Genomic DNA, 24,864 nt, shown 5'->3' with positions numbered 1-24,864 from the left:
AATCTCCCGATTCCGCCCCCCAAAACGCCCATACAGCAAGCGATGAAGATAGATAAAGAAATCGAAGAAATTGAATCGGTAATAGCGCGAACCTCTAAAAAGATACTGCAGCTTGAGAACAGGCTGGCTCAAAGAGAAAGCCGGAAACGGTTGAGAGATCGAAAGCTTTACGGCGGAGAAATTCTGAAGCTGCGCGAAGAATACCCTGATCACCCTATCGTACTGATGCTAGATAGGATAATGGACAAGAACAACGGGGAGGGTTCTGATCAATGATGCAGTTCGACAAGCGAAAATATTTTTGGCATCATAATCTGCGGAAGATGCAATTCTTCTTGTCAAATTACAGGACTAAACCGCGACATATGGACGGATTGTATTTGGGCTTAATCCGCCCTTACTACCGCGTATTGGACACCAAAATGCCATCACATGAAGCCGATAGATATAAACTAGCTTACGCGAGGGAAATCGGGGCCGAGGTCCTTAATCTGATCGACTCTAAAATGACTGACCGGGACCGAGCTTTATCCTTCGAGCGAGTCCGAGCCAAAGTCGAGGCCCACTACCAATGAAAGCCGAGGATCGCATCAAAAAGCAAATCGAAAACCTGAACAGCAAAAAAGCAAAGTTGCGCGCTAAGCTGGCAGCGCAACGCGCTAGGGCCCGCGTGGAACTTGTCGACTCGCTGCTAAAAGGGAAAGTCCCACCGGACGTGGATCCCTCATTACTGAAGGCCATGCATGAAACCTTAGAGCTACATTTTTTGAAGGAGGACTGCAAGGCCGGTAACATTTAGTCCCGCTAAACCTGCGTACTCTCAGCTAGTTTTCAACCTTCGGGACTTCCGTCTGTCCAGGTCCCATAACTAAGCGTCGATTGAAAGATAGTTTCAGTCCGAGGCTGCGGCTGAAGGTCGGCGTAGGTTGAGCATTACCTAGCGCCTCGATGTTCGACAACTGCAACGCGTTGCCAGAGATCCCGCAACGAAACGGGATAACGATAGCTCCAGAGTCAAACACTCGGAAAAGCAGGGCCACAGCAAGTCGTACCAAATTTTTGGCCTCAAATTTCTCAATCCTCTGTTTCGCCAGTTCCAGGGTCTCGGTACGCAAAGCCACGCTCAATGTCGCCTGCAGACTATGCTGAGGTCTTGGAGGCAGCAGAACATAAGTTCTACTCTCTTCGAGGCCTTTAGCCAGACTGTGACAAACAACTCGAACCAGAGCACTAACATCCAGCAACGTCGCCACCTCGATTTCCACCAATTTGCTCTCCCACTCCGACGGAATGCGTACCGAGACATTCGAAGTGGCTGGTTTCTTTCGACGTATTCTTGTTTGAGCTACCCTGTTCGGAGACATGATCAATAAGTAATAAGTTATTGCATTATCTTTTTGCAATAACTTATTACTTCTAAACGAGCCTCAAGAACATTGATTCTGGCTGAGTAACTGTGATAACAACCAAGTCATTTCCGCGGAACTCTTCGATAGCACGAGCTAGCTCACCTTGAAGGCGCACTAACGTTCTCTAGGGAATCTCGACTAAGTGCCAGCGGACAGCTAAGTTCGTCAATTCCTTGGGATCGAATAAAGGAGACAGTAACCAATGAGCGAGACACCCGAAACAGAGGAGATGCGAGAACTGCGCAATCTGCTTTATCAAGAGATCGGAAAAAACCTGCTGAGGTTCCAGCTACTAGAGATACTGCTCAAGGACTTGGTATCCAAATCGGACCTCAAAATTAAGGGCGAAGAAATTTCAAAACCGCAAACCGAGCAGCAGACACTCGGCGGCATTTCGACTCGATTCTTCGATAAGGTTGTATCTGATATAGATTCCAAATTGGCAGAGCTAGCGAATCACAACACAAGCCAGACGACCATTTTTTCCGGATTTCGTATTAAGCTCGAGGGCGAGGCGAAGGAGGAGGTCACTGAACGCATGAGGAAGCTAGTCGATGAACGCAACGATCTCGTGCATACTTCGCTTAAAACAATGGATCTCGAAACAGTCGAAAGCTGCCGGAGAGAGATCAAAACGCTACAGGACCAAAGAGTCCGCATTCAGCGTGAGATCGTTTGGCTCAAATCCATTCTGGAAATTAATAGCGAAACCATGGAGAAGGTTTTTGAGGAATTGGAGCGACCTGGTTTTCTACACCAGATTCGGGAAGAAACATAATAAACTTGGTGCTTCCGAATCGCTTTGGTTCTAGAACTTCTGAAAACAGCAAACGAAGTTCGCAGTAGCACGCGTTAAGCAACCTTTAGTATACCACCTCCAATTTTCTCAATCTCCCAAGCAGGCACCCAAAAGAAAGTCGAAGTATACTCGTAACCACTACACAAACGTGTTCGCGATTCACCTTTGCTTAAAAAGTATGTCCATTCGAGGCGATGCCGGTCTATGTAGTTACGTAGCTGCTTCCGTGGCGCGCAGACGGCACGCAGAGTATCGGCGTACAGCCATATGACGTAGTCGGCATCGCCCTCGAGCCCCCTTATTCCCCTCTCCTTCACCGACCAGTACTCTACTGGAAGGTTGTCGCAGCGGGATCCAATCCAAGGCGATTTCTTGAGCATCAGCTTTATGTCGACTTTGCGCATTCCCGAGCGGCAATTAACAAAATAGTCCGTTCCCGCTCGGTCCTCTTTCTCGGTCGATTTGTAATGGTTTTCATAGTCTGGAAATACGCTTTTGAATACGGCAGCAAGATCCAGTTTTCCCAAAACCCTTTCCGCCTTTAGCCTGCTTGTTTCGTAATCAGTTATCTTTTGCATACCCAACCGCTAGATCCATTTTAGGCAGTCTGTCCAGACGGTTTTTTTGGGGTCCGTATCCTAATTTCCCCTACAGTCTTTTAGAGTCCGATAGAGTCCCTTTAAGTCCTCTATTGTCCTTGAATTATTTTTGGGCGAACGAGCGCCAGCCCTAGCCTTTGGCTGGGGCTTACGCTCCAACATTCCTTGTTTTTTGAATATGGGGCTACTGGTAGCGAATGGCGTTCCTCGCGACAAGTCGCTCGTCCCTCAAGGCCGCAAAAGCGGCGCAACATATAACAAAAGGACAATAATGCTCTCTCGAGATATGATAAATAACCTCAAGTCTCGTATCGATATCGTAACTACGATTCGGAAAACCGTCAATCTTGACCAGGAGGAGGACTACTTCTACTTTGGCCAAAGCCCGTTCACAAACGGAGCCAAGGATAAGTTCCTGGTGGTCTCCGGCACCTACCAATGGTTCCGCTGCCTGAAAACTGGAAAAAATGGCGACGTCATAGACTGGGTCATGGCTACGGACGGGATCGGTTTCGAGGAGGCCGTTGCCCGGCTGGCCAAAAGCGACGGCCAGCGGCTCACGAGCGATCCTCCACCGAAGGCCCCCTCCTTGCCTGGTTCGGAAAGCAAACGGGAGGACAAGGGATTATGAGCGGAAGAAACAAGCTGGTCGACGGTTCCGGACTTCTCGAAACGCTTTTTGACGAACATTCCCGGCCCTCGCTCAAATGGCTTAGCCGTATGCGAAGTTCGGGAGTGATTCCCTCGCTAAAGGTCGGACGCCTGGTGCGCTACGATCCGTTAAAGGTGAAACAAGCATTGGCCAGAATCCAGGCCGCCAAGTAGCGGCCGTCGGCAACACAAACCCCAATTATACATAAAACAAAGAAACGCTAAGGAACGGACGTCCATAAACAATCTGACTGACGAAGCGTTCCGAAAACCAAAAGACAATTAAAGGCCCCGAAGCGCGCGACGCTCCGGGGCCTTTCCTTACCTAGAAAACACGACATGTTAACATCAATAAAACAATACCAGGACCACGATCTGCGAGCCATGACGAAGCTAAACGAGGAAGAGATCGAATACCTGTACGCAGGGATCGTATTCGAAGATCCCGAGCCAAGCTTCGAGGTAATGGGCAGAGCCAGAAGGGCCCGAGCCTGGAAACTTCTGGATTTCGTGGCTCGACTTCATATCGAGCACGATGACCAATGCGCAAGGGCCCGGATGAGCCTATCCTACGCCTATCGCAAGCTGGGCCGGCAAGAAGAGGCGGACAAATGCATCGACGAAGCCTTCAAGACTTGTGAGGACCAGGCCGAGCTAGAGCTTGAAATCGCCCGCATGCTGGCTTTCGACGGGCGTCTGGATCAGGCCAAGTCCCATCTCGAAACCTACGCCCATCTGATTCGCGAAGAGGAAAGCGTGAATCCGGATACCGAAGCGATCCTGGAGGCCTTTCGGGAGGATCGCGAGCCTCCCGCTTCCGCGTTGCCCCCGCCGAAACCCGATCCGTTTCCATGCATCAATACCAACACCAACCCCTACATCGATTTCACGGTCCTCTCCGATACCGCAGGTCTGAACGACAGGTTCGACCTGAGCGGCGACGCCCTCATCCATTGCGGGAACTTCTACGCGTCCGGCGAAACCGATCCCGGGTTGCAGCGCCTCAAGGCCTGGTTCGCCAGACAGGACTTCAAGCGCAAGTTCATCGTGCCCGGCCATAACGACTACCCTTTGCTGGAGGCCGCCAGCCAGGGCGCGGAAGCGATCGAGGGTTTTGAAATCCTAAATGGCAAGCTTGCCGAAATCGGAGGGTTCAAGATCTACGGGGCATCCTTCTTCTCCCGCCTGGAAAACGAGCGCTTCGGCCTGCGAAGCGCGGAGGAGACGCTTGCGGCAGCCGAGGCGATTCCGGATGATATAGACCTGCTAGCCACGCACATGCCGCCGTTCGGGATTCTGGACGACTCGATTCCCGGAACCAACAAGGGATGCCCGATCCTGCGGGAACGCGTCCGTTGGATTGCGCCGCGCTACCATGTTTTCGGACACGACGAGGGCTACGGCTACGACCGGGACAACGGTACGAAATTCAACAACGTCTCGCAGCACGGAAGCTTTTGGCTCCTGCCCCTGGCCCACACGAAGCAAACCCAAGCCGAGGGCCACGTAAACGCCGTCCGGGACGCTTGTAGCTAGCGATCCGATACAAACCCGGAGAGCGGCCGCGCCCAACGGTCCGCTCTCCCTTCCTTTCGAACCACGGCTTAACGGCCACCTGCCAAGCTAGGCTCTCCATTTCTTTTTCTTTTCCCCTTTTTCTTTTTCTTGAGATGGAGCTCGGCGCGACGGGTGGGTGGTTCTGATTCGGTTGCTGGTTGCTGATTACGGGTTCTAGGCAGACTAAATTGATCCCACAGCTAAACAGGGCGACCGGGCAACGACTTATAGGATTCGATGTCTTTGCTAGGATAGTGCGAACCTGTTACTCGTTTAGATATAGAATTGATCGCACACAGGGCGAAATTCGTTATCTTACGCTGGGCTTAGCTTCTTTCATCCAGACCGAAGCAATCAGTCATAATCCATCCAATAAAATTCAAAGACAGGACAACCATTATCGTAGTGTTTTTATTTATACATGTTCAAAAATTTCCATTAGTATATCGGTATTTAGTCTTTTCCGATCGCAAAGTCGCTCTAAGAAGCTCTTGGGGCCCTAAAAGACCTTCATACGGTCTGCTAAGACAATTCTTGGCGTGCGGACCCTACCCAGGAGTCGGTTGAATACATTGCACTAAAGCCGACTAAGTACAGTCAATGGAAACAAAGAAACCCAGCGAATGACATGGTTTCTTTACCAGTACAAGGCCGTGCCTTTGCTATTTAGAATTGAGGGAACGATTGGCTCGTTAAGCTTAGGGGGTCTCCTAGCCAGTCGAGCGCAGGTGTTTGAGACGTTCTCCTGTTGGTTACGGAATCGAATGTCCAGTATTCGAGAGATCCCGAATGAGATACGGCCATTTTGAATATGCCGGATCCTTGAGGGTATATGTCGTGGATTGTCGGGGATACTAACTCGGATCCTGTTTCGTCGAGGATAGTTTCCTCGTCGATCAGGGTATAGTATTCGAGAATCCAGACTTTCAGGGTTCCATCCGCATCGGCCCAAACTATATCCAGGAACGAATCTTCGTTCCAGTCTATTAGCTTAACCAAGGTTGCCCCAGCTGGTAGCGTGGTGCCGTCGATATGGTTGGCGTTAGTGATTGAAGATCCGGATATCGTGTACGAGTATAGTTGGCCTTCGGAATCGCTTCCAAGGATTTCAAGGTAGCCGTCTAGGTCGATATCGGCTATTCCTGCAACGTCTCCGCTAATCACTAGATCTTCGGTAGATATCGTTCCGAATGAGCCGTCTGCCTCCGCGACATGCGATAGAGCGAAGGCGTTCTCGGAGGTTACTGACATTGAGAATACGCTGCCGTCTCTTTGGGAGAAAAGCGCGTCGCTTTTTCCGTCCCCGTCGAGATCGGCAAATCCCTTTAGTAAAGAGCCTTTGATCGTTTGGGCGGTCTCCGAATCGGTTAGCGATTGGGAATATGACGGGTAGGTTGAGAACGATTCCGTATCCAAGTGGTTATCGGTATAGCGGATTGCACCTGTGGTGACATGTTGCCAGACCAGTTCGTCCTGGCTGTTGCCGTCAAGGTCGGCTACAGCGGCGGGTATCCATTGGGAAAGGTCGTTGTTGGCGTCCTTTACGTACTGGAAGCTTTGTGGTTCGTAGTTGTTCATGTAGAAGACTAGTCCCCTTCCCTGTTGCCTTTGGTAGTAGTAGGCGTCTCGGTGCCCGTCGCCATTAAAGTCCATAAAGGCTTTCAGGGCTCCGTACCGATGGCTGATTTCGACTTGGCTTTGCGTTTCTACGGAGAGGTTCGAGTCAAGCTTCGTGACCAGGTGATCGGTACCGTTGAGATCAGTAAGGAACGTAAGCTTTCCGTTGGATGCGTTTAGATCCTCTATTTGGTTCCATAGAATGGCGAGCGGATATCCTTCGTTGCTGGTAACGGTATGCTGGCTGAGCCGGGCCCTGTTTTCCATCATCCAAACCTGCATATGGTTGGAGGCGTCTTTCCATACAAGGTCGAGGCTTCCGTTCTCGTCTATGTCGAGCGCGGCTTGGAGGGAGAGGCCTTCAGTACTGTAGGAAGCGGTAATGATGGATTGCAGCGTTTCGCTGCTTTGGAAGGCTCCCGTATCTACGTTCCAGTAGGAGATGCGGCCATCTGAAGTGTTGTGGAAAACGATTTCCTTTTCAATGTCGGCGTCGATGTTGCCGTAACCGACGGGTTCCCAGTTTTCTCCCATCTCTCCTCCGTCCAAGGAAGCGTACCCTTGGAAGGTATCGGTTTCGTCGATACTCCATTTAGTTATAGCGCTTTCGGTTAGCAAAAGGAGATCGTTGGAGTCGGGCTCGAAATCCAAAGGGTCGCTGCCTTCAGGCGCTTCCGGGACGTAGGCGGATGAGGCGGCGATGGCGGCTCCGACATTGAGGCGTCCATAGATGCAATAAGGAGTAAGTGCCGATACTTCGTCGCAATTCTCGAGAAGGAAGTCGATGGTTTGCTTGTAGGTTAGGCTAGGCTTGTTTGCCCTTATAAGGCTTAATGCTCCTGTTACCATAGGAGCTGCCATGGAGGTTCCATTCTTGAAGCCGTATTTGGAAGTTCCGGTGTAGTAGGTGGAATAGATTGTTTCGCCTGGGGCGAATATATCGACCTCGGTGGATCCGTAATTTGAGAAGTCAGCAATTTGGTCGTCACAATCACTGGCTCCGACTGTGACGATATTGTCGAGGTCGTAAGTAGCTGGGTAGAATCCCTCGTTATCGAGATTGGCAGTGTAATTGCCGGCGGCAGCTACAAGGATGATATCTGCGGTTCGTAGGTCTTCTATAGACTCCTGTTGAACTGAAGAGTAACTAGTACTTCCGAAGCTTGCGTTGACGATGGAGGCGCCGTTGGCGATTGCGTAGCTAAAGCAGTTTAGGATGACTGAGAGCGGCATTCCTCCTGAAGAGCCGGAAGCTTTCAGTATCATCATATCGGCTTCCTGAGCTACGCCGGAAACTCCGAGGCCATTGTTTGTAACTGCGCCTATGATGCCGGCAACATGGGTTCCATGGCCGTGCTCGTCGGTTGGATCGGAGTCGTTGCTTTCGTAGTCGTAGCCTATTCCTGACCAAATATTGGACTGAAGATCTTCGTGGGTGGTTAAGGCGCCGGTATCGACGATAGCGACAATGGTGCCCTTGGAGCTCGTCTGGTAGTCCCAGGCTTCGCGGACGTTTATGTCAGACCCGGCAATAGCTCCGGGAAATAGTACTCCTTGGTTGTCGAGTCCCCATTGGTAGTCGAAATTTGGGTCGTTCGGAGCAGTGGCTTCCTGGATGTATGAAAGCTTGTCGGTTTCGATGGAACGGGTAAGTCCGCTTTCACCGAATGCTAGCAAAACCTCTTCGACCTCGGGGCTGAGCTGAGATCTTTGAAGGCTTAGGATCATGCCGCCTCCTAGGTTTTCGAAACGGGTTATCGATGCGATTTCGCAGCGTTTTGCGATCGAGGCTATAGCGGGCGCGGTAGCAGTACGCTTGTCGAGGAATACAATAACGTTTTCGCTTGAATGGGGAGCGCCCATTTCGGTGGCAATCATCTGTTGAAGCTCAGAGTCTTGAGGCTGGGTAGGAGCTAGCTCTGCCTGTTCCGGAAGGAATGAGAAAGCATCCAGAAGGGATTCATAGCTCATTGCCTCAGCGGGCAATTGAATAGCTTTAGGGGCTGAAGGCGTAACCTTAGCGACAGGAAGCTTCGTTTCCGGATTTAGGGTTTCGGAATTGGTTACCGTGGATACGTTAGCGTGCCCATTGGGCGCGTTAGTCGTATTTAAAGTAAGCCTATAGGCTACGACGCCCAGAAGGAAGAGGGTCGCGGTTGCTAATAGGATGCGTGAGAATTTCATTTTGTAAGGGGAAAGGGGCCGTTATCGGCATAGGCGCGATAGCGGCGAATGGATGTGGTTCCAATCGGCCTTTAGTCAGGGATGCTTTCGCATGTTACCCTTAGGAAGGCATTGCTGATTGGTATGGTTCTTGTGATTGGATTTTCGACTGGAAGGGTTTCTATCTCCGACCATTCCTGCAGGTCCGAACTGCCGTAGAGGATATAGCGGTTGTTGGTTTCGAGGCCGGTAATTTCGACAAGTTGCTCGTTGCCCAATACGCCAAGGTGGCGGATTGAGGGCGGAATCAGGCTTGATTCTCGGTCTTCTTGGGACTTTACGGTAGCGCTGGCGCTAGCGAGCGGCGATTCGCCGATCTCGTTCCTGAGTTTGATATAGATGGTATAGGCTCCTACTCTGTCAGGCAGATCGCAACTGATCGTATTCGAACTAAGGGTAGTCCATCCTGAATCGAGATATTTGGGATTCCATGAAATCGTGTATTCAATCTCTCCTGAACCCTCGTAGTGTACGCTACCGCTTGCGTAGGGCATGCCTTGATTGTCGAACAGGTCCCAACTGGTAATGGTTGGGGCCAGGAGCAATTCAACCTCTGAAGATTGAATTTCAGATACGCCGTATTCGGATTTCAGCCTGACATAGACGGTATGGATGCCTGCAATTGCCGGTAGCTCGATCGGGATATCAGTGGAATCCAAAGGTTCCCAGGAGCAGTTTTCGAAGTTAGGGTCGAAGCTTGTTTCGTATTCGATGGTCCCCTCCCCTTCGTAAAGGAGCGACAGGTTGATATCCGTGGATTCCGAAGTCTCGCCAGTAGCGATGGAAACGATTTCGGGAGGTGGCGTTGGCGCGGCGATAAGCTCGTACTGGGAGCTTAAGGTTTGAGTATTGCCGAAGCCGTTCCTTAGGCGGACGTAGATTTCGTAGCTGCCAATTTCCGTAGGCAAAACGTAGTCTAAGGAGCCGTCTCCTTCGAACGTTAGCCATGAGGAATTCTCGAAGGTGTCGCTTAGGCTGGCTTGATATTGCAAGGTTTCCGTTCCTTCGTATTCGAGAGATAGCTCCACAAGGTTGCTATATCCGGAAGGTTCGCAATCGATGGATGTAAGGATAGCGGGGGATCCGTAGCGTATCGTCGCGTCGAGAGCTTGGCTCTCTCCGTAATCGTTTTTCAGCTTAACCCAAAGGGTATGGTCGCCGGAGTCGGGCAAGTTCGCTTCGATAATGTAATCGCTTGGGAGTTCGGCCCATTCGCAATCGGAGAAGTCCTCGTCATAGGAGAGCTTGTATTCGAAAGATGGGTCTCCTTCCAGTTCGAGCTCGAGGGTGACGGTCTTGCTCGAGGCGATGGACTCGTATGCGATCCCAAGGAGCGAAGCGGGTTCCGGAAAGTTCAATGTAACTTCATGTACGGAGGTTCCCGATACGCCATTGGCGTTTCTTAGCCTTGTGTGGATTGAATAGTTTCCATCGGCTTCAGGTAATGTGAATTCGATGGTCCCGTCTTCGGTCATTTCTATCCACTCGCAGTCCGAAAAATCGCCGTTTAGGCTGATTTGGTATTCGGTTGGCAGGCGAGAGTCGTACTCGAGAGAAAGCGTATTGACTGTCGATGCGGTAGTTTCGGTTCCGGAGAGCGTAGCTATCGATGGAACGGGAAAGCGAAGGGCGCAAGTCGAGCTCAGGGCTTCCGTCGGTCCGAAAGCGTTCCGGATTCGAGTGTAGACGGTATGCTCGCCTTCGTAACTTGGCAGATTGAATGCGATTGAGCCATTCTCGGGCAGGCTTAGCCATTGTTCGCCCGCGAAGTCAGGGTCGAGGCTGGCTTGATATTCGATATTGCCGCTTCCCGAACATTCGAGGGTTAGAGTGATAGCCTCGTTATCTGTTTCGGATGGTGCGGTGAATGATTCGAGGATTGCAGCCGTGCCATAGTCTATAAGGAAACTATCCTGGCTGCTTCCAAACGAGTTCCAGACTTTGACGTATACCTGGTGGCGCCCGAATCCCGGAAGGGTTGCTATGACTATATTGTCGGAAGGTAGGTCTGCGGGAGAGGCGTCCGAAAAGGTTTCATCGGTTGAAGTCATGAACTCGAAGCTTGGGTCTCCGCTTACCTCGAGGGAGATTTTTACATATTGTGAAGATGCCGAATCAGGCGAAGTTATTGCCGTGAGTATGGCGGGATCAGGGATATCGAGATCGATTTGAATCTCATAGGGATCCGAGACGCCATGTTCGTTTTGCAGCCTGGCGTAAACGTAGTATGAGCCATCTTCACTTGGGAAGGTAGCCGTGAGGATGCCGTCTTCGGGCATTTCAGTCCAAAGGGCTTCGGAAAAGTCGTTTTCCAGGCTGATTTGGTATTCGGTGTATCCGCTAGACTGGTACGAGAGTTCTATAGAGTTTTCGGTCTGATTGGAAGCGGCGCTGTATGAAGCGGAATCGATTACAGGAGGATTCGCCTCAAGGGTTACTTCCAAGGATTGAGTTTCAGATACTCCGTTTTCGTTGCGTACCTTAAGGTAGACTGTCTTTAGGCCGCTGCCTTCGCTTAGGGTGAAGGACATGTCGCTTTGGTACTCTAGCCATTCTGCTCCATCGAAGGTTGGGTCTTCGCTTATCAGGTATTCTTCGATCGCCTTGTTGGTGGCGAAAGAGAGGCTTAGGTATTTGGTGGTTACCACTGAATCGACCGCTTCGGAGAAGCTTATGGTCTCCACCGCGGGGGGCCCGTCCACGAAATCGATAGAGGTGCTTGCAAGGCTGGATACGCCCCAGTCGCCGGCAACTTGGACGTGAAAGGTCTTGGTTCCGAAAGGTTCGGATAGCCACAAGTTGGAAATGTCTTCGAGCTCGATCCAGTCGTAGCTTGTTACATTGGAATCTGAAATTCGGTAGTGGGTAGCAACTCCCGAGGTTTCGATATCCACTCCGATCGATGCGTGGTACGTGGAGCTAGCGCCCTGTCCTATTGTGAAGGATGTAATGGAGGGAGGGACGCCCATTTCGCCGGCTGCATAGATGCTGCCGTCCGAGGATGCTCCGAGCAAGGTGTCGCCGTTGGCGCTTAGGAACGCGATTGATATCGGCAGGTCGGCGCTTTCCCAGTGAATCCCTTCGAAAGAAGCGTAGAGCTCGTCGGTTGTGGGATTCAAGGCGTAGTAGACGCCGTTTAGGGATACGATGTCGGATATTCCGTCAGGAAGCTCCGTTGTTTCCCATTTTTCGGTTGTAAGGTCGTAGCGAAGGGTTTCGTCCGCGATCGCATAGAATCCGGACTGGGTAGGAATAAGGGCCGAACAATTGCTTGGTCCGCTAATTGAGCGAGCGGTCCATGAGGCGCCGGAGTCTTCGCTTATCCATGTATCGTTTCCAATAATGATGGCGATATCGCCATCGAACGCGATAGCCTTGACCGAGCTTAGCCCGGGGATGGCTCCGCCTGTCCATGTTGTCAGGTTTTCAGATGTCATCGTTTGGCCATCCGCCGCTATGGCGAATGCCTTACCTTCGATCCAGGCAATGTCGACTATGGCGAAAGGAGCCGCGACGGGAGCGGTCCAGCTGCTTCCATCTTCGCTGTAGCAGTACGATGGCGTGCCGTCGACGAGGCCGGCCGCGAAATAGGTTCCGTTTAGGTTCTTGAACAGGTCGATCTGGTCTAGTCCAAGGTCGTTTCCTTCCCAGCTGGCCGGATTGAAGGGAGCTCCGTTTAGGACGTAGGCTGTGGTAGCGGAATTGAACGATCCGGTTTGGCTAGCGGTGGAGATGGGGGTGTCTCCCATTTCATACGCCAAGTTCCAAGTGAGCAATGGGTCGGATATTTCGATATCCGAGGTAGCCAAGGCAGTTGCCTCGCCCTGGGTTCCGTATGTTTCGATTTGCTTGGTTCCTCCAATCGGGAACGAAAGGCTTACGGAAGCTCCGTATTTCCATCCTTGCGCGGTTTTCCAGGCGTAGCTGTCAGCTCCGGAGGCGCTGGCTTCGATATTGGTTCGAGCTAAGCCTGTATCGGAGGCGGTAAGGCTAACGGATGGAGCGGTAAAGGTTTCGATAGGTTCGCTGGAGTAGGAGTATTGATCTCCGTAGGCCCAGATTCGCCCTTGGTGGGTTTTGCGAATGGATCCTGGGATCTCGCTGTAGACGCCCCAGCTCTCGGGCAGGCTTGTCGTGAGGTTCTCGGTGGCGATTGCGATATCGTCTCCGATCGAAAGCCAAAGGTTGTGGAAAGACTCTACGTGATCTCCAAAGCTTACCGGTGCGGAATGGCTGAGGATATCCCAATCGTAGGCTGAATCGAGAGTCTGAAAGATGGCGTCGCTTTGCAGGGCGATAATTCGCGTTCCGTTGCTGGCGACTCCTCTGCTTTCAAGGCCTTCCCCGTTTTGGAGGGAAAGGTCTACCCATAGGGTAAGGTTGTCGCTGGCGTAGAGGGCTCCGTTGTCGCCCGTTACTATGAGATGGCCGTTGGCGTTGTCTAAGCTCTCAGCGGGCTCCGAGCTCGAAATCGTGGATTTCAAAGTCCAGCTTAGGGCGTTGTCGCTTGAGTAGATTCCAATCGCCCATGAGCTATCCAGAAGCGTATTGGTGGCAATGACGAAGGAATCTCCAGAAGTCTCGATGGCGGCAATGGTTTCGCCTGCAGAGAGGATCGATAGGTCGGCGGTGTTCCAGCTTCGGCCTCCGTCGCTAGACGCTACTATGCTCTGGGAAAGCGTTTCCGAGTTTTGCGTGGCGACCGCGATAGTGTCGCCGTTGGAAGCGGTCAGATAGCCTGTATAGATTTGGCTTTGAGGAAGGCTGCCCTCGCGGGTCCATTGCTGTCCGTCGGCGGAAGTGAATACGGCGCCCTCTGAGGTTAAGGCAGTGTGTACCGGCCCGACGAAGGTGACGGAATTGGCCTGCTCCGGAAATCCTGAAAAGGATGTGAAGGTGGAGAGAGGGTCGGATACTTCGATTGTCTTGGAGACGGAAGAGGAGGCGCCGGAGCTATCCAAAGCCGTTACGGTTACGGTTCGGGATCCGCCGGCTGCGAATACCCATGAAATTTCAGATCCGTAGGCGGTTTGGCCGTCGTCGAATTCCCAGGTGTAGAGGATGTCTTCTTCCTCATGGTTGGGCACGTAAACCGAAAGGCTAACCGATTCGCGGGCATTGGCCGTATCGGGACTTGTAAGGACTGGAGTATCCAGGGGGATTGGATCGAAGGCCTCTACCTGGACGTCGATCCAGTTGTAAGGAGCGGCCCCGCCACTGTCGGTTACGGTAGCCTTGAAGTCTCGGTTGTGGCTAAGGAAGGGTTCGCCTACGATTGGAGCGTCGATGTAGCTGGCGGTTTCGGAGTCCTTGACCCATTGGATGTAGGCAGAGTCGGGAGAATTGACGGCTCGATAGGAAACCAAGTAAGTGGCGCCCTCCCCGCGTTGGACAAGGTATCCCAGCTTTTCCGAGTATTTGGCCTCTACGGCTTCACTGTTGTAGATGCGATAGGTCCCCTCGCCCGCTATGCCGATTTGGCTTTCGGTTACCCAGCCTCTGCGGAGCAAGCTGAAGACGCCGAACAGGTCGGTGCTTTGCTGGCCGTTGCCCATGACGTCGAAGTTGTCTCCGAGTTCTTCGGAAACGCCGCCTGGGTAGTTGGCCGATTCCGCATGATGTAGGCCAAGGAGATGGCCTAGGTTATGGGAAAGCTGGTGGAAGGTGTTCGCTCCATTTAGGAGGACGTCGCTGCCGTCGATCGAGGCGGTAGCCTCGAAGGTAAAGGCGTCGCTTGCCGGGAAATAGGTTATTACGTTGTATGATTCGATCGAGTTGCCTGTTTCGGCCAGGTAGACCGAACGGACGTCGGAAAGAAGCTCTTCGATATGGTAGGAGTAGTAGTCCGCGGTTTGCGGCAAGTCGTAGACCGCGGTATCCGCCGTTACCCCATTGGCGTATTTCTGAAGGGACGTTTCGTAGAGGAAAGCGGATGTTTCGTCTATGTACGAGGTATCGGAAACGGTATATGCGTCTTGGTCCGAAAACCGAACGTGAACAAGCTTGTTGTATGTCGAGGTCGAGCTCGCCGCCGATGTGATTTCGGCGACATCGGATCCAAAGTCGCTTTGCACGGTAGTGCTTTGGGGAAATTCGATCGGATCCAATTCGGATACAGCGGAAACGAGCGCGGTTTTTCCTTCGGTTTCAATGTAGTCGATTTCAGCGGTTCCTGACACTGCGGCGATCGGGTATCCCGGCTGGAACTGGAGGCTGCCTTCGTCAGTGCGGGCGGTAACGATTGTCCCCTTTACGGAATCGATCGGAAACACGTTGATAAAGGCTGTTTGACGGATTCGGGATTCGACTAGATTGCTTCCCCAGATTGAGGGAAGTTTCGCCCTTTGTGTTTCAGTCAATGCAAGTCTGGCGGCTGTATCCGTGTCATGGTCGAGTAGCCATTGCAAAGCGGCTAGACGCTTTTGGGCGCTCGCCCTATTGGAAGCGGTGTCGGCAATGGCGCTATCGCTTTTGTCCAAAATGGCCGTGAGACTTTCGCAGTCTTCAATCGCAGTCTCCCGCAAATTTGAGAAGGAGAACGGGGCAGGCGCGGGAATTCTAGAACTTGGGCGGATCTCTTCGAGGTCCTGAGGCAATGCTTGAGTTGAGGCATAGCGTATCTCGCCCTCGATAATTGAAGCGGGGCCGGTCTTGTCCTGAGACGTTTCGGGAATTAGGACAAGAGCCAGCGATCCAAGGGCAATCGCTATCAGAATATACGTTGTATTACGCATGTTTGTAAGGGGAACGGTTTTTACGCGGCAACTTTTAGGAAAAACACGAGGTTGCAGGGGTAGTGCGTAAAACAAGGAAGCCACTCCTAGGTGGAATGGCTAAACTTATGGGCAATAGCTGGTTAGGCTAGGACTTGAAGAGGAGTATAAAGTATAATACCCTAGGGGTTATAGAACGCATAAGATGCAATTCTACATCATCTAGATCGATGTGAGGATATAGGTAAAATATAGATGTAGACCACGCATCTCATTTGTCGCGTCCTTTGCACTCATTCCCTTTTCCAATTTTGTTCTCCTCCTCTACGTCGAGGTGAAAAACAGGCCAAATTCTTTGCTATTTGATTCAGTTGGCAGATTGCTTTTCAGTGCCAACCGCAGTAATAATAATAAACAATTATTGAGATATCACCACAGAAGAGGCTATACTACTCTAAGTAGGTTATACAATCTTTATGAGATGTTTCGCATGTCATGATTAGATCATTTCATCTCCCATATTCATGGCAGATTTCTGCGAGTTACTTCCGGGACCTTCATTGATTTACTCTCTTTGAGGACTGCCTTCGCTTTACTTATGATTCGACGGGCAGTAGCGGATTTTAACGCCGAAAGATTTGCCCTAACTAGGGTTTCTCGATCATTTGTGCAGCCATCTAATATGGCTTGGCAAACTACAAACGTCGACGCAGCATCTCTCTTTAACGAGAAGCATTCATCGCGAACAGCCTTAAGCCTCATAGAAGCTTTGAAGTCTTCGTAGCACCGAAGCTCGAACCCGTCAGAATTATTTGATATCAGAATCAAATTAAGTTTCCGTCCCCTCGACATACGATGCCAAGAAAGCGTTTCCCAACTCCTTGTGGGGATGAGTCCCTCGAGCCGTCTCTCACGAAGCAACGAGATTTCATTCTCTAAATTATAAGGTAGCCGCGAATTATCCAATCCTGAGCTTCCGTAAAAGAAAAGAAGAAGAGAGCGCATGAAAATCGGCAGTGATTCCTAAACTTCTTCTTTCAGGCTGTTTTCAACAACTCCGCTCTCAGTTTCAGCAGACCTCTTCGATAAGCTGACTTGGCGGTGCCAAGGGGGATATTGAGCTCCTCTGAGGCCTCCGATAGAGTCGAGTCGTTTTTGAATACCCAAGCTATTGTTTTTCTCTGGCTACAATTCAGACGATCAATTTCGTTTGATAGGAAAGCGATGTCTGAATTCCTTTCGGCGTTAACAGCCGGATTGAGAGCATCCCGATTAAGGCTGTTATCGGTAGGCAGTTCGTAAGGAATTTCCAGATACACAAGCGGCTCCCTTTTTCGAATGCGGTCTATGGCGCAATTCTTGAGGATTGCCTTATAAAAGTCCAAAGCCCTACCCCTCTTCGTATCGAATCGTCCTGCTTGACGATATAGCTTAATGAGAGAATCAAAAAAAACCTCCTCTCGATCTCTGCGATCATTCAGCATTCCGTTTAGGATGCAGTAAGCATACCGCTTGAGGAACTGCATTGCCGCGGGCAGAGCTCGGTCACAACCGAGCGTGATGCGGTGCAGCGATTCTTCTAGAGCAGCATTTAGATCTTCCCTCGAGTGCCAGCATTCAACTGATGCCCTTGGCTTGCTCATGTGCGTTGAATCTCGATTTCCTAGTTTTCAATGATTCGGAAGAATATAGGAGTTTCCGATAGGTCCGGCAGCTGGTACTCGTAAGCGGATTCCTCCGAGAGCTGAATGACTCCAACATCCAAGGACTGCCAATTCACTAGGTCATGCGAGGTTTGAATCAAATAGCCTGATGCTGAGGCATCGCCAAAAGCGATTAGCTTGTACCTACCCTTTTCCAAGGGGGAAATCAGAAGCACCGGCGAGGAAAGGTCCTTGACGAGCGCAAAGCCACTATCGCTTTCAGTTACGTCGCTTTGCCCAGCTTCATTAAGAGCAATAGCCCAATAGGTGTAGGTCTGGCCGGGTTCGATGTCAGTGTCCTCTATCTCGTTACCTTCGATACCACTCGCGATCAGCGTCATGCTCTCACTTTGCGCAACAGCTCGGTAGACGGTGTATGTCGCTGCACTGTCAGTGCTTGACCAAGACACGATGACACGATCCGGATAATCTCCATCTGTGGCTGCAATATTCTGCACAAGCCCTGGCGGCATCAATTCATCAAGCTGTATTGTATCGCTCAATACGTTTGATTCACCATAAGCATTTCTCAACTGGAAATAAACCTTTTTGATGCCATTCCCTTCACTCAGAGTGAAAACATTAGAGCTCGCTATACCTTGCCAGCTAACTCCTTCGAATTCTGGGTCCTCGCTGATTCTGAATTCCTCCGCCACGCCATCCGCTGACAAATACTCGAACACCACCGAGGTCGTGTCGGTTGACGACGCCTTGTTGGCCAAAATGAAGTTCTGTAGATTCGGTTTGGGGTCAGCTTCTTCCTCATCCTCTTCTCCACTCTCTGCAGCAAGAGCTACAATCTCATCGGTCGACAGTTCCCTTTGGTAAATCCTCAGCTCATCCATGCTGCCCTGAAAGAAATCTGCGTTGAACGCGGGATTCGCACCTAGGTAAAAGTTTCCGAGCTCTTGGCCAAACTCGATTGGCGTTAGGGAACGAGCAAGCCTCTCTCCATTGATCCACAATTCCAAAAAGCCAGCTTCGGTCCACATTGCCACCAAATGTGTCCAATTTTCCACTACGTCGTTCGATGCAGCTGCTTCGATCATATGCAGCTCGCCCGTCCAATGATGGAATCTCCACCTGCCCCAGGCGAGTTCGAGTCCCGGACTTCTGGCTTGCCCGCCTGGATCGCTTCCTTGGTTAAAAATAGACATGCGACTGTCAGCAAGCTCCACCCCACTATCCGCCTTTAGCCAGAGTGAAATCGCGTATGGTTCTGCAGAGTTCAAAATAGGCTTCTTCGACCGAAGGTATGAACTGTCGCCATTAAGGTAGATCGCCTCACCGGACTGCTCGAAACGACTGGCCGTAGCCGCAGTAGCAATCTCTTCCATATCGAACGAACCCGAGCCAGCATCCTCGCCATCTCCATCAAGCTCGAAGGAAGCGATAACTCCATCTTGATCGACACTGAAACTCAACACTCGGACCACGAAAGTAGCCATAGCTTCACCCAGACACTCGTCAGTCAGCGTAAGCTTAACTGTTGTATCGCCCGCATCAAATTCAGCCGTGAAGCTATCATCATAGTTCCCAGAAACATCTGATCTTCCGTCGATGCTCCAAGTGTAGTTCAATATTGAACCATCTGGATCGAAAGACTTTGAAGCATCGATCGTTACAGTTTCTGAACCATTTCCATCCATATCATAAGCATAGATAAAGCTACCTTCACTAAGGCCCAGCAAGTCGCTTAGATGAATTCTAGGATTCTCATTAGGTGTGTCCAAAAGAGTATACGTAACCGTGTCAGAGTTTTCATTCCCATCGTCGTCGGCTACCACCAAAGTTAACACATTTGGACCAGTCATGAGGGCCGCCACTGCGTTGCTGCCGACTGCGACTTGCTCACTACCCAAGAACCACTCGTAGCTGACGATCCGGCCATCCAAATCAAAACTACCTGTCGCATCCAGGTCTACATAGTTTGTGCCACGGCATCCTAGGACGGACAGCACTTGATCTTCGCCTGCATCAGCAATTGGAGCGAACCCTAGCGTCTTACTCGCTAGAGTTTGGATTTCATCCGCCGACAAGGCTCTGTGATAAATCCGTACCTCATCCATTGCTCCCTTGAAGTAGTCGCTCTCGAAGCCTCCATTCGCACCCAAATAGAAGTTATTGAGCTCCTGACCGAATCCAATTGGCGACTCGCTCCGACCGATTAACACTCCATCAAGCCATAGCTCTAGATGCCCATCTGCAGCCCAAACGGCAGTCACGTTAAACCATTCACCATTAACGATACCAGGAGTGTCGACCACCAGCATCTCTAGTGCGTCATCGAAATGATGATACCTCAGTGTACCATTGTAGAACTCTAATCCAGGGCTTCGAGCATTACCACCGGGGTAGCTGCCTTGGTTGAACAGAGAGAATCTTGTATTCGACAAATTGACATCCGCATCGATCTTGGCCCACAGCGAGACTGTGTATTCGTCAGACCCATCAAGTAATCCAGACTTAAGCCTGAGCACTGAGCTCGAACCATTGAAACTCACCGCACCGCCTGCGACACCATGGCGGTCTTCAGTAGATGAAATCGCTGTCCCAACTAGATCACGCGTTCCCGACACCGTGGCCAAGCCATTGCCATCCAAGGCATAGATTTCGACCAATCCTTTCTTTAGTCCCGCAAGGCCATGTATTTCTCCAAGACTCAACTCGCGATTGTATATTCTCAGCTCATCCATAGTGCCCTTAAAGAACTCCCTACCGTAAGCCACGTTACCTCCTAGATAAAAGTTAGGAAGCTCCTGACCAAAAGAGACGGGCTCCTCCGATTTTGCAACGCGAGCTCCATCGACAAAAAGCTCCAAGTAGCCTTCTTCGTTCCAGGTCGCTAGCAGATGCATCCACTCACCTGCAACCACTGCGGAAGCATCTGCTTGAATCATTCGTACCTCGGTGTCATAGTGGTGAAACCGCCACAAACCGTCGTAATATTCAAGTCCAGGACTGCGAGCCCCCTCTCCGGCAGCACCGCCCTGATTGAAAATAGAGAATCGAGCGTTCTGCAAATCGACACCTTCATCTATCTTTATCCACACAGATACGCTGTAGGGATCAGTAGGCAATAGGATGGGATCGCTCAATTCAAGATAGGAAGACGAACCATTGAAATACACTCCGTTACCTTCCAACCCATCAAGGCCATTCGACGGGACGATGTCGTATTCAATAAGGTTTCTAGCCGTTGAATCCTCAGTCAACCCGTTTCCGTCTAGCGGGTAGTGTTCTGCTACCTCAGTCGTTGAAGGATGAACCTCAATCGCTAAATCCTGTATAGCCGTAGCTCCGCTTTTATCGCGAAGTGTCAGAATAACTAGCCCCGATCCAACCGGGAAGGTCCAAGACGCAGAAGGTCCAGTAAACGTTTCGCCATCTATTTCCCAATAAAATTCTAGCTCCCCGCCTTCTGGATCGTAGGAGTCAGCTACGTCAAAAACGATTGTCTCGTATCCATCCCCATCATCATCGCCCACGTTGTACACATCAATTCCAACAAAAACCGGACTCTGATTCTCTATCTCTTCAACGGTTATCGTCACTGTATCTGTGCCGGTATTTCCGTCATCATCTGTAACTGTTAAAACTACATTATTAACACCTAGTTGCAGATTCAACTCAACTTCTATTCCAAAAATCTCTTCATTATTATTCACGGTCCATTTGTAGGATACTATCTCCCCATCAAGATCATAAGATTGGCTACCATCGAATAGCACTCTCTCGTAACCATCTCCATCCCTATCCGTCACTTGCCCATCTGTCGATATAACAACATAAGGTTTACTAACAGTTTTTACATAAAAGTTCAGGATCATATTCGACTCCAGACCTTCATTATCGACCGCTTGAATAATAGCTTTATAAAACCCTTCATCTGCATCTACAGGAGGCATTATAACCAACCTATCACTAGCATCTACTGAAATCCATGTAACTTCTGTGATAACGTCTATTTCAACTCCAACAGGATCCTCATCCCAATAATCAATCTCAAAACTATAAGACTCTCCGACTGTCAATAGTCCAATATCTATATCTTCAAAAGATGGTGCACTATTGGTTATCTCTTCAATTACATTTACTTCCCAAAATACACTTGCTTGCATCCCATCGTCACCAGTTGCCGTAATGGTCACACTAATAGTCCCGACATCGACTGATTCAGGAATTTCCAACACCAACTCTCGCCCTTCAAAGGTGATATAGTCGGAATTCGATGTGAACAACAACGGCGCACCTGAGTCAATACCGCCAACAATCATGGGGAGCCTAACCAAACCAGGTGCTACCACCGAAACATCAGGCATTGGGTACAAAACCAGATCGGTCATTACATTTCCCACTATATCTGGATTTGCGTCGCTCGAATCCAGATATCTCTCTTCATAGAATTTTTTCACAACAGATAGATCACTAAATCTCCCAGACAAGTATGCCAATCTAACTGAGACCATATCCCTCATCTGCACAAAAATAGATTCATTAAGCCGATACACGCCTACTTTCAACGCATCCCAAGCGATATCCACAATCGGCATTACAACACCAGCTCCTCCGTCTGTATGATATTTCATTATTCCGAAAAACAAATCAACACCATGAGCCATCCAGTCACTCGCAATAACTTTATAATACTCCAGATATTGCATTAAAAGCGAATAATCCAAATACCCTAACATGCGGCTAACCGAATCCACTAGCTCAATCCGTTCAACATCATAAACAAGATCACTACCAGAGGGTGCATAATAACCGAAACTCTTTTCGTATTCAGTCATCATGGAAAAAATTGTCATATACGACGCGAGTCTCGTCCTAACTCCAGTTTCTTTTTGATAAAAAACGACACCATCCTTTACCGTCTCTAGATAAGACACTACCCTTCGCCTGGATACCTTTTCAAATATGTTTTTGAAAAAGTCTCCTGTCGCTCCGTTTAAAAACCCAGATACATAACCTAACATCTTTTTGTTGAGCATACCATCCATAAGCAGATCCAAAGAATCTCCAGACCCATTCAACAAGACTTCGGCTAATATAACTTTAACATGATCGTACAAATCTAAACTTGAATCCTGTAATTCCAGTTCTACAGCCTGAATAGCTTCCAGCAAAACAGGGTCATACTGATCCGCGTTACCCTTACAGTAATAATATGCCGTTTTCAAAATACTCAAACGACGTTCAGCGTCTTCTGATGTTAGCAAATACGACCGAAGTATAAGCTCCGACCTAATACGAGCACTTACATTTCCTAATTTAAACGCAGTTCCCACAATTTCATATAGACCAGAAAATCTCTTTATCTTATCCCAATTTTTTATCTTATATAACTTTAACTTCTCGGCTGCTTTCGGCAAATTAGTTATAACCTTATTAATAGAGTAAAAAACCTTAGTCAGCTCTACTCCACCTTCAGTTATCGGTAATAAACCATAATTTACATCAAACCCCAGAAATGAACTGGGATCAATACCTTCCGACTCAAGCAAATCCAAACATGCATTATACGCAGATGATACACCATCCCGAAGCCCTGGCGAAACCTCTGGTAACATAATGCCTTCTCCGTCGTTCTCGCCTCGTATTTCTATTACCTCAGTTCCTGCCGGCATTCCATCAAAAGCCAAAATAGTTCGTAGAGAATCAATATAGGACCTCCTTCGAAAGGAATCATCCTTCCACCTCAAATCAAAGAGAACCTTATAATAGCTAGCTGGAGTTAAAGAAAGCCCCCCAGCATACTCTACTCGATTACCCTCATAAGGAAACCAAACCGTATTTTCATACTTTCTAGTGATGGAATACAAAAGCTCGTCTAATCCATTTGCTACATAATCTTCTTTCGAAATGACATCTTCAGGATCAAGCGGATCACGTGTAAGATAAAAGCTTTTTATAATATCATAAAATTCATTTCCTTCAAAATTGAGATCTGCCAATCGGTACGGATCTTTTACACTCGCATAGAACCCATAATCCTCCCCGTTTCCATCTTTGATGATAAAAACCAAGCCCTCCTTCCTGTCACCGACAGTATACCTGCCGTGGCTTAGAATACCAAATTGTTGCCCATTTCCCGGCGTATCTGACCATAGGCCCCAGACGCCCATCAAATCACCGGACTCAGCGTCTTCAGGTACTACAAAGATTCGGCTCACTACGGAGGAAGCATAACCGGGCACCGTTACCGTAGTATCATTCGATGAATCATTCAACAAAACATCCGAGTCAACGTATTGGAGACTAAACCCTAAACCAATTTCCCTTTCCGGTCCAGGATTATCTATACCATAATTTACTGTTATTGTTTCACCAGGATAAAAATTAACACTCGACAGACTTAGACCGGCCGGAACTAAGGTTGGTGTTGCAGACTCTCCTTTGACAGTCCTAAACTCCCAAGTCTCGCTCGCCGCTTCTCCGTCGTCATTTTTGGCAACAACCTTCCAACCGTACAAGGTATCGCCTTGCAGAGCAGGCAAGTCCCAGTAGTTCACGGTAACATTGGAACCCACCACGTCGATGTCAGGACTGACACCGAAGTAAACATCATAGTTTTCAGCAAGATCGGCAGTACGCCAAGTCAGTCTTTGCGCCTCAAGATCAACTGCAATTTCGCCATCCCCAGGTGCCAACAGGATCGGCTCATCAGGAGGGGTTGGCACATTGGGAACTATCTTTATTTTGGCAGTTGTAAACTCATTGTCATCGTCATTGGTTTCTGCTATCTCATTGTCAGGATCAATTGCTAAAATAAAATAACGGTCTCCAACATCCTTCGAAGTGACAGTGTAATATATACTTTCCCTGGAAGATTTCTCACCACTAGATAAGGCCGACACAGAATCATCACCAATGTAATCAGAAAATGTTTGAGAGGTATTCCCGGCACGTTCTGAAATGTAATACTCTAATACAGAAGATGAAGAATCAGAAGAGCCGGAATTTTCCACCCTGCACGATAAGCGTACGCGATCGCCAACATTTAATTCTTCTGGCACAGTTGCTGAATTATTTAACTCAAAATCAGCTATCTCCAAGTTTGGAGCCGATGGCCTTTTGTCTTTGACCGTTATCGTTAAAGATTCGGATTCGTATCCAACTGCTCCATTTGGTTTTACAGTTACGGTAGTCTTCCCAGCAGGCTCGTCAGAGGCTACACCATATAAAAAATAGTAATAGTATCCAAAATCTTCATCGAACGAAGCGGAGTTTACGTTTTGGGTATTACCCAATGTATCCACGTGCGTAGCCGTGGCCACCTCAACTAAAGACTCATAAGTTTCGACAATTATAGAAAGCCTCGTACCGCTATCTCGTGAAATCTCGAAATCTGTGTAATACCAATTGGAGTAAACTCTCTCCCCGTCATCTGAGTAATTAACTTTTACGCGCTTAATACTACCAGTAGACCAAGAAAAAGCAGTTAACAAAGAAGCCAGGTAAACAAAGGCTAGGTATTTCATAATCAAGTCACAGTGAGGTTTCGGCAAAATTCAGTAAAAAGCGTTCGAATATACATACGACGAATTACTTGCCTGAAAAGAGGGATTGAGTTGAGCCGGTACTAGTTGC

Annotated in this window: 12 protein-coding genes; 6 read left to right on the top strand and 6 right to left on the bottom strand. The window is 49.4% G+C overall.

The window, feature by feature from the left end; genetic code table 11:
• Window positions 1–42 precede the first annotated feature (42 nt).
• Both H5P27_RS06160 and H5P27_RS06155 read left to right on the top strand, forming a co-directional pair.
• Window positions 43–276: a hypothetical protein gene (locus H5P27_RS06160; RefSeq protein WP_185659492.1), complete on the top strand. Its 234-nt coding sequence runs from the start codon at window positions 43–45 to the stop codon at window positions 274–276.
• Between the two features lie 295 nt (window positions 277–571).
• Window positions 572–799 (top strand): hypothetical protein, encoded by a 228-nt coding sequence (locus H5P27_RS06155; RefSeq protein WP_185659491.1) that lies wholly within the window; start codon window positions 572–574, stop codon window positions 797–799.
• Window positions 800–824: 25 nt separating this feature from the next.
• Here the strand turns inward: H5P27_RS06155 and H5P27_RS06150 are convergent, their stop codons facing one another.
• The gene (locus tag H5P27_RS06150) at window positions 825–1,403 is read right to left on the bottom strand and encodes a hypothetical protein (RefSeq protein WP_185659490.1); all 579 of its coding nucleotides are present in this window, start codon (window positions 1,401–1,403) and stop codon (window positions 825–827) included.
• A gap of 208 nt (window positions 1,404–1,611) precedes the next feature.
• Here H5P27_RS06150 and H5P27_RS06145 point away from each other — a divergent pair, with 208 nt between their 5' ends.
• The gene (locus H5P27_RS06145; protein WP_185659489.1) at window positions 1,612–2,187 is read left to right on the top strand and encodes a hypothetical protein; all 576 of its coding nucleotides are present in this window, start codon (window positions 1,612–1,614) and stop codon (window positions 2,185–2,187) included.
• Between the two features lie 74 nt (window positions 2,188–2,261).
• Here H5P27_RS06145 and H5P27_RS06140 read toward each other — a convergent pair whose 3' ends face one another.
• Complete coding sequence (locus tag H5P27_RS06140) at window positions 2,262–2,786, bottom strand: hypothetical protein (RefSeq protein WP_185659488.1); 525 nt, start codon at window positions 2,784–2,786, stop codon at window positions 2,262–2,264.
• A gap of 307 nt (window positions 2,787–3,093) precedes the next feature.
• Between H5P27_RS06140 and H5P27_RS06135 the strand changes: the two genes are divergently transcribed.
• From H5P27_RS06135 to H5P27_RS06125, 3 genes are all read left to right on the top strand, one after another.
• A complete protein-coding gene (locus H5P27_RS06135; RefSeq protein WP_185659487.1) occupies window positions 3,094–3,438 on the top strand; it encodes a CHC2 zinc finger domain-containing protein in 345 nt (114 codons plus the stop codon).
• Window positions 3,435–3,632 (top strand): hypothetical protein, encoded by a 198-nt coding sequence (locus H5P27_RS06130; RefSeq protein WP_185659486.1) that lies wholly within the window; start codon window positions 3,435–3,437, stop codon window positions 3,630–3,632. The genes H5P27_RS06135 and H5P27_RS06130 overlap by 4 nt, the downstream gene beginning before the upstream one ends.
• 165 nt (window positions 3,633–3,797) lie before the next feature.
• Window positions 3,798–4,994, top strand: coding sequence for a metallophosphoesterase family protein (locus H5P27_RS06125; protein WP_185659485.1), 1,197 nt, complete (start codon window positions 3,798–3,800; stop codon window positions 4,992–4,994).
• 687 nt (window positions 4,995–5,681) lie between these two features.
• Here H5P27_RS06125 and H5P27_RS06120 read toward each other — a convergent pair.
• The 4 genes from H5P27_RS06120 to H5P27_RS06105 all read right to left on the bottom strand — a co-directional run bounded on the left by H5P27_RS06120 (window position 5,682) and on the right by H5P27_RS06105 (window position 24,755).
• Entirely contained in the window at window positions 5,682–8,816 is a 3,135-nt protein-coding gene (locus tag H5P27_RS06120; RefSeq protein WP_185659484.1) for a S8 family serine peptidase, read from the bottom strand.
• A 71-nt stretch (window positions 8,817–8,887) separates the two neighbouring features.
• Window positions 8,888–15,589 carry a PKD domain-containing protein gene (locus H5P27_RS06115; protein ID WP_185659483.1) on the bottom strand — a complete coding sequence of 2,234 codons (6,702 nt, stop codon included), beginning with the start codon at window positions 15,587–15,589 and terminating at the stop codon, window positions 8,888–8,890.
• 1,016 nt (window positions 15,590–16,605) lie between these two features.
• Window positions 16,606–17,211, bottom strand: a complete 606-nt coding sequence (locus H5P27_RS06110) for an RNA polymerase sigma factor (RefSeq protein WP_185659482.1) — start codon at window positions 17,209–17,211, stop codon at window positions 16,606–16,608.
• A gap of 20 nt (window positions 17,212–17,231) precedes the next feature.
• Window positions 17,232–24,755, bottom strand: coding sequence for a LamG-like jellyroll fold domain-containing protein (locus tag H5P27_RS06105; RefSeq protein ID WP_185659481.1), 7,524 nt, complete (start codon window positions 24,753–24,755; stop codon window positions 17,232–17,234).
• Window positions 24,756–24,864 lie beyond the last annotated feature (109 nt).

It is taken from the genome of Pelagicoccus albus, from assembly GCF_014230145.1.
In the GTDB taxonomy this organism is placed as follows: domain Bacteria; phylum Verrucomicrobiota; class Verrucomicrobiia; order Opitutales; family Opitutaceae; genus Pelagicoccus; species Pelagicoccus albus.
The sequence above is the reverse complement of the archived record's forward strand: the minus strand, read 5'-3'. Positions and strand labels throughout refer to the sequence as shown.